Source organism: Shimwellia pseudoproteus (assembly GCF_016415625.1).
Classification (GTDB): domain Bacteria; phylum Pseudomonadota; class Gammaproteobacteria; order Enterobacterales; family Enterobacteriaceae; genus Shimwellia; species Shimwellia pseudoproteus.
Genome location: NZ_WBXP01000005.1, coordinates 92834 through 106654 on the forward strand (window position 1 = coordinate 92834; position 13821 = coordinate 106654).

Here is a 13821-nt window from a genome sequence, read left to right on the forward strand (position 1 = left end):
CAGAAGGTTAAAACGGATGTTTTTAATAATATTAATAAAATCACTCATCATCGGGGCCCTGGTGGGCGTCGGCGTGGGGGCGGAGGCGGCGCGTATGTTCCATGCGCCCACCACCCAGGGGATGGGCGCATTTCGTACCCTGGGGGAGTTAAACTCCTGCGAGGGCGATCCGGCATCGCATTTCTCTTTCGGGCTCGGCTTCTTCTTTAACGCCTGGGCTTCTTCCGTTGCAGCAGGTTCTTTTACCCAGGACGTTGACCACCGCATTATCCCTAACTGGGGCGCCGCTGCGCTGATGATCAGCAACCGCAACGTTGCACAAACCCTGCACGATCCCCGCAAGATGGCCATTTCTTGCGGCATTATCGGCATGATTGTCGTGGCATTCCTCAATGTTACTGCCTCCTCCGTACCGGAAGCACTGCAAATCACCGCCGTGAAGGTACTGGTCCCGGCGGCCAACTTGCTGGTGAACACCGTGATGCCGGTCATCTTCTGGCTGGCGGCAATTGATGCCGGTAAGCGCTCAGGCTTTTGGGCCACGGTATTTGGCGGCGCGGCGCAAATGATCATGGGTAACGCCGTACCGGGTCTGGTGCTTGGCATCCTGATCGGTAAAGGAGTGGAAGAGAGCGGCTGGAACCGCGTGACCAAAGTCATGATGGTGGCGATTGTGGCGCTGTTCGTGTTGAGCGGGTTCTTCCGCGGCTTCGACATGAAGATGATCGAATCCTTCCATCTCACCGTGCCGAACTGGCTGGAGATGATCCACAACGGCCTGAGCGGCAAGTAATCGGGGGAACTCATGGAACAGAATAAGAATTTTTGGTACGCGGACTGGTCATTCCCCATCTTCGTTGGCCTGCTGTCAGCGGGGGTATTTGCCGGGACCCATATGTACTACCTCTACGGCATCGGGGCATTTAACGAAGTGGCGTTCGTCTCGATGTTACGCGCCGGGATGGATACCGGGGTTTACGGTGCGGTGGCGGCCTTTGGGGCCAGCTTCCTGTTCGCCCGGATTATCGAAGGCTCCCTGGTCGGGATCCTGGACATCGGCGGCGCTATCCAGACCGGTATCGGCCTTGGGGTACCGGCGCTGTTGCTGGGAGCGGGGATAATCTTCCCGGTCGCCAACTTCGCCGCCTCTCTGGCCACTGGCCTGGTACTGGGGCTGGCTATTGGCTACATCATCATCCTGGCCCGTAAGTTCACCATCAACCAGAGCGACTCCACCTACGGTGCAGACGTCATGATGGGGGCGGGTAACGCTTCTGGCCGCTTCCTTGGGCCGTTGATTATCCTCAGCGCTATGACCGCCTCTATTCCTATCGGTCTTGGTTCTCTGCTGGGCGCGCTGCTGTTTTATCTGTGGCAGAAACCTATCACCGGCGGTGCCATCCTCGGCGCCATGCTGCTGGGTTCCATTTTCCCGGTCGCCATCAGTTAACCGTAAGACGGGCGCTGGGGCGCCCGGTATCTCAGGAGCCGTTGTATGTATGATTTACTGATTCGTAATGCCCGCCTGGTAGCCGATGTTCTGACGGATATCGCGGTGCAGGACGGGCGGATTGCCGCGCTGGGTAATATTGATGCCGACGCGACAACGGTGGTGGACTTACAGGGAGAGCACTATGTCAGCGCCGGCTGGATTGACTCTCATGTCCACTGTTATCCCAAATCCCCGATTTATCACGACGAGCCGGACAGCGTAGGGATCGCCACCGGGGTGACCACGGTGATCGACGCCGGTAGTACCGGTGCTGACGATATTGACGATTTTTATGACCTGACCCGTAAGGCCAGCACCGATGTCTATGCGCTGCTGAACATCTCCCGGGTCGGGCTGATTGCCCAGAATGAACTGGCAAATATGGACAACATCGACGGTGACGCCGTGCGCGCCGCGGTACAGCGCCACCCGGATTTTATCGTCGGGCTTAAAGCGCGGATGAGCAGCAGCGTGGTGGGGGAAAACGGTATTACGCCCCTGGAACGCGCCAAAGCCTTTCAGCAGGCCAATGGGGATCTGCCCCTGATGGTGCATATCGGTAATAACCCGCCGGATCTGGATGAGATAGCCGGGCTACTGACTGCCGGGGACATCATCACCCACTGCTATAACGGCAAGCCTAACCGTATTCTGACCCCCGCCGGGGATTTGCGTGTCTCCATCACCGCCGCCCTGAAACGCGGCGTGCGTCTGGATGTTGGCCACGGCACCGCCAGCTTCAGCTTTGAGGTGGCCCGCCGCGCTATCGCCCTGGGGATCCTGCCCCACACCATTAGCTCTGATATTTATTGCCGTAACCGGATAGACGGGCCGGTTCACAGCCTGGCGGCGGTGATGTCGAAATTCCTCGCGGTGGGCATGACCCTGCCCCAGGTGATCGATTGTGTCACCGCCCATGCCGCAGACGGCCTGCGTCTGGCGGATAAAGGCCGCCTGGAAGTGGGGAAAACGGCGGATTTGACCATCTTCGATCTGCGCCAGCAGCCGACCATGCTGGTGGATGCGGACCACAACACCTTAGCGGCCAGCCAGCAGCTGGTGGCCCTGGCAGCGGTACGCGCCGGGAACTGGTTTACCACCCAACAAGGGAACGCGGAACATGTCTTCGATTTATGAAAAGTATGGGTTAAAACAGGTGATTAATGCCTCCGGGCGGATGACCATCCTTGGGGTATCCACCCCGCGGCCGGAAGTGGTTGAGGCCATGGTAACCGGGGTAAATCACTATTTTGAGATGAAAGATCTGGTCAATAAAACCGGTGACTATATTGCCGGGCTGCTGGGCGTTGAAGGGGCAACGGTGGTGGCCTGCGCCTCCGCCGGGATTGCCCAGTCCGTTGCGGCGGTACTGGTTAAAGACAGCGACTGGCTGTTGGAAAATCTGCACGTGACCCCGGTGGAAAATAACGAAATCGTCCTGCCGAAGGGCCATAACGTCAACTTCGGCGCGCCGGTGGGCACCATGGTGGCACTGGGGGGCGGCAAGCTGGTTGAGGCGGGCTACGCCAATGAATGCTCAGCAGACCAGCTGGCGGCGGCCATCACCCCGCGTACCGCGGCTATTTTGTATATCAAATCCCACCACTGTGTGCAGAAAAGCATGCTCAACGTGGCCCAGGCCGCCGCAGTGGCCCGGGAGCACAATCTGCCACTGATTGTGGATGCCGCCGCAGAAGAGGATTTGCAGCGCTATTACCATGACGGCGCCGATCTGGTTATCTACAGCGGCGCCAAGGCCATTGAAGGGCCAACCAGCGGCCTGGTGGTCGGCAAAAAACAGTATGTCGAGTGGGTAAAACGCCAGTCCAGTGGGATTGGCCGCGCCATGAAAGTCGGCAAGGAGGGCATCCTCGGCCTGACCACCGCCATTGAATACTACCTCACCGCCAGCAAAGAGAGCGGCGCGCAGATGGTAGAAAAAATGACCCCGTTTATTACGGCGCTCAACACCTTGCCCGGGGTCACCGCCCGGGTGGTATGGGATTCTGCCGGGCGCGATATTGCCCGCAGCGAAATCAAGTTTGATGAAACCGTCACCGGGGTGGCAACCGGCAAGCTGGTTGAGCAGCTTAAGCAGGGCGAATACGCGATCTATTTCCGCGGTTACAAAGCCAATGAAGGCATTATTGAGGCCGATGTTCGCAGTGTGACTGCCGGGCAACTGGCGATTATTTCCCGCCGTATCGGCGAATGTTTACAGGAGAACCAGGCATGAAATTAACCCCAAACTTTTACCGCGATCGCGTCTGTCTGAATGTGCTGGCCGGCTCGAAAACCAACGCCCGGGACATTTACCAGGCCGCTGAGGGGCATGTGCTGGTGGGTGTGCTGTCAAAAAGCTACCCGGATGTCGACAGCGCCGTGGCGGACATGCGTGACTATGCTGCGCTTATCGATAACGCCCTGTCCGTGGGGCTGGGGGCAGGGGACCCTAACCAGTCAGCGATGGTGAGCGAAATTTCCCGCCAGGTGCAGCCCCAGCATGTTAATCAGGTCTTTACCGGCGTGGCGACCAGCCGGGCGCTGCTGGGCCAGAATGACACCGTGGTCAATGGCCTTATCTCCCCCACCGGCACCGTCGGGATGGTGAAAATTTCCACCGGCCCGCTGAGCTGTCGTGCGCCGGACGCGATTGTGCCGATTGAAACCGCCATCGCCCTGCTGAAAGATATGGGCGGTAGCTCGGTGAAATACTTCCCGATGGGCGGCCTGAAATGCCGTGATGAGTACCAGGCCGTGGCAGAGGCGTGCGCCAGCCATGACTTCTGGCTGGAGCCGACGGGCGGTATCGATCTGGAAAACTACGGCGAGATCCTGCAAATCGCCCTGGATGCCGGTGTCAGCCGCATCATCCCGCATATTTACAGCTCGATTATTGATAAAGCCAGCGGCGATACCCGCCCGGCTGATGTCCAGACACTGTTGGCGATCACAAAACAACGGGTTGGTTAACGATATTGCCCTCCTGGCGCATCCGGGGTCTTCCGGCACTGCGCCAGGCGCTGTACCCTGCTATTAGCCCCTCATACCAAGGAAAACGCCGTGCGATTCCCTAACCAGCGTCTGGCCCAACTCTTCGATATGCTGCAAAACGAAACCCTGCCTCAGGATGAGCTGGCGTTACGGCTTGCGGTGTCGACCCGTACCGTGCGTGCGGATATTTCTGCCCTCAACACCCTGTTACTGCACCACGGCGTGCAGTTGGTGTTAAACCGCGGCGCCGGGTACCAGCTCCGGGTGGATGATGCCGGGCGCTATGCGGCGCTACAGGCAGAGCAACCGCGCCCGCTTCGTATCCCGCGCACCTCGGCGGAGCGGGTCCACTATCTGTTAGTTCGCTTTCTCACCTCCGCTTTCTCACTGAAGCTGGAAACGCTGGCCGAAGAATGGTTTGTCAGCCGCGCCACGCTACAAAGTGATATGGCAGAGGTAAGAGAGTGGCTGACCCGCTATAACCTGACCATTGAAACCCGCCCCCGTTACGGGATGAAGCTGTTTGGCAGCGAGATGTCGATTCGCGCCTGCCTGACGGACCTGCTGTGGCAGCTATGGCAGGAGGACAGCAGCAACCCGCTGCTGGTGGAAGAGGCCCTTAATGCCGGGATCCAGGCGCGGCTGGCTGGCCTGCTACAGCCGTGTTTCAGCCAGTCCCGGGTACGGTTAACTGACGAGGGCGAGCAGTTTATCTGCCTGTACTGCGCGGTGGCGGTGCGCCGGATAAGCGAAGGGTATCCGCTCAGCGATTTTAGTGCCGATGATGTCGATGGCCCGGTGCGCGAGGCGGCCCGGGGGATTGCCGGGATCCTGCAACAGCTGGCGGGTAAACCGCTCTCTGACGCCGAAGAACACTGGCTGCGGGTGCATATTGCCGCCCGGCAGATCCTTGAATCGGCCCCCAGCGCCATTAATGCCGACGACGGCGAAGCGCTGGTGAGCTATATCCTGCGCTACATCAACAGCCACTATAACTACAATCTGCTGACCGATAACCAGCTCCATGCGGATCTGCTCACCCATATCAAAACCATGATAACCCGGGTGCGCTACCAGATAAATATCCCCAATCCGCTGCTGAGCAATATCAAACAGCACTACCCGCTGGCCTGGGATATGACCCTGGCGGCAGTGAGTAGCTGGGGGAAGTACACCCCGTACAGCATCAGCGAAAACGAAATTGGCTTCCTGGTACTGCATGTCGGTGTCGGGCTGGAGCGCCACTACAATATTGGCTATGAGCGCCACCCTAGGGTGCTGCTGGTGTGTGACACCGGCAATTCGACGGTGCGGATGATCCAGGCGATGCTGCTGCGCAAATATCCCCAACTGGAGGTGACGCAAATTATCGCCCTGCGGGACTATGAGCAGCTCAGCGAGGTAGACGAAGACTTTGTGATAACCACGGCGCGGATCAACGAAAAGAACAAACCCACGGTGCTGATGTCCCCGTTCCCGACGGAGTACCAGCTTGAGCAGATCGGTAAGCTGGTGCTGGTGGACCGCACCCGCCCGTGGATGCTGGAGAAGTTTTTCGACGACCGCCATTTTATGATTATCGACCAGCCCATCAGCCGCCAGGCGCTGTTTGATAAGCTGTGCGGCCAGCTGGAAGCCGAAGGCTATGTCGATCATGATTTTCTTGGTTCGGTCACTGAGCGTGAAGAGATTGTCAGCACTATGCTGGGGGACGGTATTGCGCTGCCGCACTCCCTGGGGCTGCTGGCCCATAAAACCGTGGTCTACACGGTGCTGGCCCCGCAGGGTATCCCCTGGGGGGAAGAAACCGCGCAGGTGATTTTCCTGCTGGCTATCAGCAAAAGCGAATATGAAGAGGCGATGGGGATTTACGAGCTGTTCGTCACCCTGCTGCGCGAGCGGGCGGTGCCGCGCCTGCAGGCCAGTAAAGACTTTGCCAGCTTTAAAGCGGTGGCTATCGAGTGTCTGAGCCGGTTATAGGGAGACCGGCAGCGGGGCGCTGCCGGCAATAGGGCACGGATTAGCGCAGCCGGTGGATAACCTGATTGCTGCTGCCGCGCCAGATGAGCGACGGGTCACGCAGATCCTGAACAAACTTACCGTCCACCAGGGCGTTAATCAGATCAACCACTTCCATCTGGGCCGGGGTCAGCTCGTCGAGCTTATAACCGGTCCACACCCAGATATCTTTCCCCGGGCACTCTGCCCGCACCCGACGCACCAGCCGCAGGACATCCGGCACATTTTGTGGATGCAGCGGATCGCCACCGGACAGTGACAACCCCTGATGTTTCACCCGGGTATCATTGAGATCCCGGATAACCTGGTCTTCCATCTCCTGGGTGAACTGCACCCCGGAGTTCAGGCGCCAGGTGCTTTTGTTATAGCAACCGGGGCATTCATGGACGCAGCCCGCCACGAACAGGGTACAACGGGTACCGGGCCCGTTGACCACATCCACCGGATAATACTGATGGATATTCATCGCTTAACCAATCTGTCCGGCACCGAGGTGTTTCACGCGGCGCTTCACTTCTTCCTGCTTACCGGCGTTGAACGGGCGGGCATCCGGGCTACCGAGGTAACCACATACCCGGCGGATAACCGACACCCGGGAGGCATCGTGGTTGCCGCATTTCGGGCAGGTGAAGCCTTTACTGGTGCAGTCGAACTCACCGGTAAAGCCGCATTCGTAGCATTCATCGATCGGGGTGTTGGTGCCATAGTAAGGCACGTGCTGGTAGCTATAGTCCCAGACATCTTCCAGCGCCCGCAGGTTATGCTGAATGTTCGGATACTCACCGTAGCAGATAAACCCACCGTTGCTGATTGGCGGATAAGCCGCTTCAAAGTCCAGCTTGTCGTACGGGTTTACTTTTTTCTCAACGTCGAGGTGGAAGCTGTTGGTGTAGTAGCCTTTTTCCGTCACACCCGGGACGATGCCGAACTCTGCGGTGTCGAGGCGGCAGAAGCGGTCACACAGGTTTTCACTCGGGGTGCTGTACAGGCTGAAACCGTAGCCGGTCTCATCCTTCCAGTCATCCACGGCTTTACGCAGGCGGCTGACGATGGCAATGGCTTTCTGGCGCAATTCCTCGCTGTCATAGACATGCTGATTACCGGAGAGCGCATTAATGGTTTCGTGGATACCGATATACCCCAGCGAAATCGACGCCCGGCCGTTTTTGAAAATCTCAGACACGTCGTCGTCGGCTTTCAGGCGTACCCCACAGGCCCCTTCCATATACAGGATAGGCGCCACCCGGGCTTTCACCCCTTCCAGACGCGCGATACGGGTCATCAGCGCGCGTTTTGCCAGCGCCAGACGGTCATCCAGCAGCGACCAGAACCGGGCTTCATCGCCTTTGGCTTCCAGCGCGATACGCGGCAGGTTAAGGCTGATAACCCCCAGGTTGTTGCGGCCTTCGTGGATCTGCTCGCCGTTCTCTTCGTAAACACCCAGGAAGCTGCGGCAGCCCATCGGGGTTTTAAAGGAACCGGTCACTTTCACCACTTGATCGTAGTTCAGGATATCCGGGTACATGCGCTTGCTGGCGCATTCCAGGGCCAGCTGTTTGATGTCGTAGTTGGCATCGCCAAATTTGTGGTTCAGGCCGTCACGGATAGCAAACACCAGTTTCGGGAACACCGCGGTTTTACGGTTTTTCCCCAGCCCGGCAATACGGTTACGCAGAATAGAGGTCTGGATCAGACGGCATTCCCAGCTGGTGCCCAGCCCGAAGCCAAAGGTGACAAACGGGGTCTGGCCATTGGCGGTATGCAGAGTGTTAACTTCATATTCGAGGGACTGGAACGCGTCGTAGCACTCTTTCTCGGTACGGGATTTCGCGTAGCCGTCGACATCCGGGATCTGCCACTCTTCGGCGGTCTTACGGTGCTTGTTAAAGCTGGCGGTGACAAACGGCGCCAGCACTTCGTCAATCCGGTTAATGGTGGTGCCGCCATAAATGTGGCTGGCCACCTGGGCAATAATCTGCGCGGTTACCGCGGTGGCCGTCGAGATAGACTTCGGCGGTTCAATTTCCGCATTGCCCATTTTGAACCCGAGGGTCAGCATGCCTTTGAGGTCGATAAGCATGCAGTTGAACATCGGGAAAAACGGCGAGTAGTCCAGATCGTGGTAATGAATGTCACCGCGTTCGTGGGCCAGCACAATGTCGCGGGGCAGCAGATGCTGCTTGGCGTAGTGTTTGGCCACAATACCGGCCAGCAGATCGCGCTGGGTGGGGATCACTTTGCTGTCTTTGTTGGCGTTTTCGTTCAGCAAGGCGGAGTTGGTTTGCTCAACCAGGCCACGGATTTCCTGGTTCAACTGGCCGCGTTTTTCACGGGCGATATCGCGGTCGTGGCGATATTCAATATAAGCCCGGGCCAGCTGTTTGTATGGGCCGGACATTAACTGGTTTTCAACTGCTGTCTGGATCTCATGGATATCAACCTGATTACGGTTGGCCATCTGGTCCTTAACGACATTTGCGACGGTGGCGCAATAGTCTGCGTCATCGACTCCCGCTGCTTTAGCTGCACGCAAGATTGCGGCCTGAATGCGCTCTGAATTGAAAGGTGCCTTACACCCATCTCGTTTCATCACATGCGGTGTCATGATCTCTCCATTTTAAAAACAGGTTATCCACATAAGCAGAGGAACACCCGGATAATGAAAATGCACTGCTGCCATCCACTTCCCCGGGACAGGCCCATTTTTATCCACAACGCTCGGTTTCCGGGGTTGTGGGCAATTGGTGTTATTGTAGACTAAAAATACAATATATTGGGCCGGGGCGCATTTTAATGTCTATATGTAGTGAGTTTCATCAAACATGTTTGCGATTTTATTGATGTAGGACAAAGTAAATCTGCCAGTACAGCGGTGACGCGGCTCAGGGGATGACGTTATTTTTGAGAAATAAATCGTATAAAAAATAGCCACATAAAAAGGCGGGTAAAGCTTAAGCGCAATGTGCTGCAATCAGAAGCAGGTGGCGGGAATATAACCAATTCCCGCCGTTATTTTGTGGGTTATTGCCGGGTGTCAGGCGTGACTGATCCACCACCAGGCTTCCCAGGGTCGCAGGGTATTGGTTTTCGGGGGCTGGGGATAATTGTGGAGCAGGTACTCACCTTGTCCACTGATCCCCACATCCGGCAGCGCCAGCGGCTGGTGACTCAGATTGGCCGCCACCACCAGGGTTTGCCCCCGCCACTGGCGCCGGTAGCACCACAGTGCGGGGTGTTCCGGCAGTAAATCCTGATAATCCCCGCAGGTTATTACCGGCAGTTGCTTACGAAGCTGGATCAGCCGCTGATAGGTGTAAAACACCGAGTCTTCATCGGCCAGGGCGGCGGCAACGTTAAGGGTGTCGTAGTTATCGCACAGGTCAATCCACGGGGTGCCCCGGGTAAAGCCGGCCTGTTCGCTGTTATCCCACTGCATTGGCGTGCGCCCGTTATCCCGGGATTTACTGGCGAGGATGGCCAGTAGCTCTGCGTCACTGCGGCCCTGCTGGCGCAATGCGCTGAACATGTTGAGGCTTTCCACATCCCGGTAGTCGCTAATCTGGCGGAAGTGGGGGTTGGTCATGCCTATCTCTTCCCCCTGGTAGATATAGGGGGTGCCCTGCATACCGTGCAGCACCATCGCGAGCATTTTCGCCGCCGGAACCCGGTACTGCCCCTCGTCACCGAAGCGCGACACAATGCGCGGCTGGTCGTGATTACACCAGAACAGCGCATTCCACGCCCGGTTATGCATCCCCTGCTGCCAGTGGCGGAACAGCGCTTTCAGGGCCACAACATCGGGTGCCGCCAGGGACCATTTTTCCCCGTGGGGGTAGTCAACTTTCAGGTGGTGAAAGTTAAAGGTCATCGAGAGTTCCTGCCCGCTGCTGGCGGCATACTGTTGGCAGTGTTCCAGGGTGGTGGAGGACATCTCGCCAACGGTCATCAGCCCGCGGGGGGTAAACACGTCGCGGCTCATTTCCTGGAGAAATTCGTGGATCCGCGGCCCGTCGGTGTAGTAGCGGCGGCCATCGCCCAGCGCATCACTGGCGAAGGATTTATCTTTCGAGACCAGGTTAATCACGTCGAGGCGCAGGCCGTCCACGCCGCGATCCGCCCAGAAGTGGCACACCTGTTTCAGCGCCTCGCGCACGGCGGGGTTCTCCCAGTTGAGATCCGCCTGTTCCGGGGCAAAGAGGTGTAAATAGTGCTGGCCACTGTGGGGATCGTATTGCCAGGCCTCGCCGCCGAATTTGGAACGCCAGTTATTGGGCGGGCGCTGGGGTTCACCGTCGCGCCAGATATAAAAGTTGCGGTAGGGGCTGCCCGGCTCCCGGGAGGCCACAAACCACGGGTGCTGTGTCGAGGTATGGTTAAATACCATATCGAGGATGATGCGTATCCCGCGCTGGTGGGCCGCCGCTACCAGTTGGTCAAATTGCGCCAGGGTGCCGTAAGCCGGGTCAATGGCCTGGTAATCCGCCACGTCATAGCCGTTATCCACCTGGGGGGAGCAATAAAACGGGGTGATCCAGAGTGCGTCGACCCCGAGGGTGGCCAGATAGTCCAGCCGCCGGGTGATACCCGCCAGATCACCGGTGCCGCTGCCGGTGGTGTCCTGAAAACTCTTGGGGTAAATCTGGTAGATGACACCGTTTTGCCACCAGGGAAAAGTCATTGTCATTGTTGCAGTCCTGCATCAAAGGGCGGGGCGCAGCGGCCCCGCAGAAGGAAATCAGGCAATTTGTAAGCTGTTGGTACGGGCTTTACGTTTGTAGACCATGGTGGTCAGCATGATAGGCACCACAATGGCAATCACCATCGCCATGGCGTACACCGTCCAGAAGCGCGGCTGAATAGACAGGATGCCCGGTAAGCCACCCACGCCAATACCGTTGGCCATCACCCCGTCCAGGCCGCACAACAGGCCCGCGAGGCCGGAGCCAATCATGGCGCACAGCATCGGGAAGCGGTACTTGAGGTTAATGCCGTACATCGCCGGCTCGGTAACCCCGAGGAAGGCGGAAATCGCCGCCGGAACGGAGATCTCGCGCTCGTTCGCTTTGCGGCTGCAAATAATGATGCCCACCACCGCAGAGGCCTGGGCAATATTGGACAGCGCAATCATCGGCCATACCGGGGTGCCTCCCATGCTCTGGATCATCTGCATGTCCACCGCCAGGGTGGTCTGATGGACCCCGGTAATCACCAGCGGCGCATACAGGAAGCCAAACAGCGCGGCGCCCACCGGGGCGAAGCTGCCGGTCATCAGGTGGCGGACCGCGAAGGCGACACCATCGCCGATCATGCGGCCAAACGGGCCGATAAACGCATGGGCGAGGAACACCGCGAGGATCAATGAACACACCGGGACTACTACCAGGTAGAGGTAGTCCGGCACCAGGCGTTTGAGGCGGGTTTCAATCATCCCCAGCATCAGGCCTGCCAGCAGGGCCGGGATCACCTGGGCCTGGTAACCGACTTTTTCAATGGTGAACCAGCCGAAGTGCCAGACCTCCGGGGCCTGGCTGCCCAGCAGATAGGCATTCATCAGTTGTGGCGACACCAGGGTGACCCCCAGCACGATGCCGAGGATCGGCGTACCGCCCATTTTGCGCACCGCGGACCAGCAAATCCCCACCGGTAAATAGAAGAAGATGGCCTCGCCAATTAGCCACAGAAAGTCATAGGCGCTTTGCAGGGCGGGGTACATCTGGGCGAGGGTTTTCCCGCCGCTCATCGGTACGTCGCCAATGACGTTACGGAAGCCGAGGATCAGGCCCCCGCTGATCAGCGCCGGCAGCAGCGGGAAGAAGATCTCTGCAAAGTGAGAGATCCAGCGCTCGTGCCATTTCATATTCTGGCGCGCCGCCAGTTTGGCTTGCTCTTTATTGGCCTCGCTATGGCCGGTGGCCGCGATCAGCGCCTGGTAGTAGTCACCCACGTTGGTGCCAATCACGACCTGGAACTGCCCGGCATTGGTAAAGCAGCCTTTGACCATCGGCAGGTTTTCTATTGCCGACGGCTGGGCCAGGGCCGGATCATTAAGGACAAAACGCAGACGGGTAATACAGTGACTGACAGTGGCGATGTTCCCGCGGCCACCGACCAGGGTAATCAGTTGCTCGATATCTTGTTGTTTTACTTTGCTCATCATGAGCTCCCGTAGTGAGTAGATAGCAGAGGGGTACTGATGTTGTTGTGATGACGATGAGCAGAGAATAACCAGGGGGCGAAAAATACAAAATGGGAACGTTCCCGAAAGCGGTTACGGATCACGAAAATAGCCGGCTGCGGGGATCAGTCCGGCAGTTGCAGGGCCGCAGGTATTACTATCTGGCGCGGGGGCTGCTGGCCATTGAGCTGGGCGATCAACTGGGCCGCCGCCTGTTGGCCCGCGAGGGCGTAGCCGGGATCCACCATGATTATCTCCGGGTGGAGAAATTTCACCAGCGGGGTGTTACCAACGCTGGCCAGTTGTAGGCTGCGGCCGGTTTCCTGGAGGTATTTACTGGCCCCAAGGGCCAGGGTATCGCTGGCGCACACCAGGGCGCTGGTCTGTTCGCTGAGAACGCTGGACACCTGCTGGTAGCCCTGTGTCATGGCCAGCCCCGGCAGGGTCGCCCGGGGTGCCAGGCCGTGTTGCAGGCAAAACGCCTGGTAGGCGAGGAAGCGCCGCTGGCCGGTGGTGGTGTCGCTCTCTGGGGCGCCGATATAACTGATATGGCGATGGCCCTGGTTGTACAACTGGCTCATCAGCAGGTGGATCGCGCCTTCATCGTCATAACAGACCGAGGCATAGCCGTCGGCATCCCGGGCCAGCAGCACCAGGCTTTGGCGCCAGGGCTGTAAGAGCGCCTCATTAATGCCGGTAAAGCCGAACAGGATAACGCCGTCGATATGGCGCAGTTGCAAGACCCGCAGGTGCTCTTCCACCCGGGCAGGAGAGAACTGGCTTTCCATCATGATCGGATCATAGCCCTGGTCGTAAAAACGGGGCAGCATGGTCTGGACCGCGAGATTTTCCGACAGCGAATCCAGCCGGGTGACGATAATGGCCACCACTTTATCGCTTTGCCCGCGCATTGCCCGGGCGGAGCGGGAAGGGGAAAACCCCTGCTGGCGCATCACCGCCTCTATACGTTCCCGGGTTTCTGGTTTTACACCGCTTTCATTATTCAGCACCCGGGAGACGGTGGATTTACCGACACCACTCAGGCGGGCGATATCTTTTATTGTCAGCTTGTTATGTGGCATCAGGGTAATCCGGTCGGTGCGTTGTTGCGGGAATGACCCATGCTACCCAACCGGGCGGG

11 protein-coding genes are annotated in these 13821 nt (G+C 58.3%); 6 read left to right on the forward strand and 5 right to left on the reverse strand.

From position 1 onward, the window contains the following. Positions 1-16: 16 nt before the first annotated feature. The 6 genes from F9C28_RS04050 (at position 17) to F9C28_RS04075 (ending at position 6466) form a co-directional block, all read left to right on the forward strand. Complete coding sequence (locus F9C28_RS04050) at positions 17-793, forward strand: DUF4311 domain-containing protein (RefSeq protein WP_199013959.1); 777 nt, start codon at positions 17-19, stop codon at positions 791-793. A gap of 12 nt (positions 794-805) precedes the next feature. Beyond that, positions 806-1450 carry a DUF4310 family protein gene (locus F9C28_RS04055; RefSeq protein ID WP_199013960.1) on the forward strand — a complete coding sequence of 215 codons (645 nt, stop codon included), beginning with the start codon at positions 806-808 and terminating at the stop codon, positions 1448-1450. Positions 1451-1495: 45 nt separating this feature from the next. Continuing rightward, positions 1496-2629 carry an amidohydrolase/deacetylase family metallohydrolase gene (locus tag F9C28_RS04060; protein WP_199013961.1) on the forward strand — a complete coding sequence of 378 codons (1134 nt, stop codon included), beginning with the start codon at positions 1496-1498 and terminating at the stop codon, positions 2627-2629. After that, the gene (locus tag F9C28_RS04065) at positions 2613-3728 is read left to right on the forward strand and encodes a DgaE family pyridoxal phosphate-dependent ammonia lyase (RefSeq protein WP_199013962.1); all 1116 of its coding nucleotides are present in this window, start codon (positions 2613-2615) and stop codon (positions 3726-3728) included. The genes F9C28_RS04060 and F9C28_RS04065 overlap by 17 nt, the downstream gene beginning before the upstream one ends. After that, complete coding sequence (gene dagF, locus F9C28_RS04070) at positions 3725-4465, forward strand: 2-dehydro-3-deoxy-phosphogluconate aldolase (protein ID WP_199013963.1); 741 nt, start codon at positions 3725-3727, stop codon at positions 4463-4465. The genes F9C28_RS04065 and dagF overlap by 4 nt, the downstream gene beginning before the upstream one ends. 90 nt (positions 4466-4555) lie before the next feature. Further along, a complete protein-coding gene (locus F9C28_RS04075) occupies positions 4556-6466 on the forward strand; it encodes a BglG family transcription antiterminator (RefSeq protein WP_199013964.1) in 1911 nt (636 codons plus the stop codon). A gap of 40 nt (positions 6467-6506) precedes the next feature. Here F9C28_RS04075 and nrdG read toward each other — a convergent pair whose 3' ends face one another. The 5 genes from nrdG to treR all read right to left on the reverse strand — a co-directional run bounded on the left by nrdG (position 6507) and on the right by treR (position 13762). Then, entirely contained in the window at positions 6507-6971 is a 465-nt protein-coding gene (nrdG, locus tag F9C28_RS04080; RefSeq protein WP_199013965.1) for an anaerobic ribonucleoside-triphosphate reductase-activating protein, read from the reverse strand. A 3-nt stretch (positions 6972-6974) separates the two neighbouring features. After that, positions 6975-9110 (reverse strand): anaerobic ribonucleoside-triphosphate reductase, encoded by a 2136-nt coding sequence (gene nrdD / locus F9C28_RS04085; protein ID WP_199013966.1) that lies wholly within the window; start codon positions 9108-9110, stop codon positions 6975-6977. A gap of 429 nt (positions 9111-9539) precedes the next feature. After that, on the reverse strand, positions 9540-11189 hold the full coding sequence (treC, locus tag F9C28_RS04090) for an alpha,alpha-phosphotrehalase (protein WP_199013967.1): 1650 nt from the start codon (positions 11187-11189) through the stop codon (positions 9540-9542). Between the two features lie 51 nt (positions 11190-11240). Next, complete coding sequence (gene treB / locus F9C28_RS04095) at positions 11241-12659, reverse strand: PTS trehalose transporter subunit IIBC (RefSeq protein WP_199013988.1); 1419 nt, start codon at positions 12657-12659, stop codon at positions 11241-11243. 146 nt (positions 12660-12805) lie between these two features. Further along, positions 12806-13762 carry a trehalose operon repressor TreR gene (gene treR / locus F9C28_RS04100; protein WP_199013968.1) on the reverse strand — a complete coding sequence of 319 codons (957 nt, stop codon included), beginning with the start codon at positions 13760-13762 and terminating at the stop codon, positions 12806-12808. Positions 13763-13821 lie beyond the last annotated feature (59 nt).

Excerpts from the sequence above, each read along its gene's own strand:
- F9C28_RS04050 (WP_199013959.1), top strand. The coding sequence starts at position 17 with ATGTTTTTAATAATATTAATAAAATCACTCATCATCGGGGCCCTGGTG.
- F9C28_RS04055 (WP_199013960.1), top strand. The coding sequence starts at position 806 with ATGGAACAGAATAAGAATTTTTGGTACGCGGACTGGTCATTCCCCATC.
- F9C28_RS04060 (WP_199013961.1), top strand. The coding sequence starts at position 1,496 with ATGTATGATTTACTGATTCGTAATGCCCGCCTGGTAGCCGATGTTCTG.
- F9C28_RS04065 (WP_199013962.1), top strand. The coding sequence starts at position 2,613 with ATGTCTTCGATTTATGAAAAGTATGGGTTAAAACAGGTGATTAATGCC.
- dagF (WP_199013963.1), top strand. The coding sequence starts at position 3,725 with ATGAAATTAACCCCAAACTTTTACCGCGATCGCGTCTGTCTGAATGTG.
- nrdG (WP_199013965.1), bottom strand. The coding sequence starts at position 6,971 with ATGAATATCCATCAGTATTATCCGGTGGATGTGGTCAACGGGCCCGGT.
- nrdD (WP_199013966.1), bottom strand. The coding sequence starts at position 9,110 with ATGACACCGCATGTGATGAAACGAGATGGGTGTAAGGCACCTTTCAAT.
- treC (WP_199013967.1), bottom strand. The coding sequence starts at position 11,189 with ATGACAATGACTTTTCCCTGGTGGCAAAACGGTGTCATCTACCAGATT.
- treB (WP_199013988.1), bottom strand. The coding sequence starts at position 12,659 with ATGAGCAAAGTAAAACAACAAGATATCGAGCAACTGATTACCCTGGTC.
- treR (WP_199013968.1), bottom strand. The coding sequence starts at position 13,762 with ATGCCACATAACAAGCTGACAATAAAAGATATCGCCCGCCTGAGTGGT.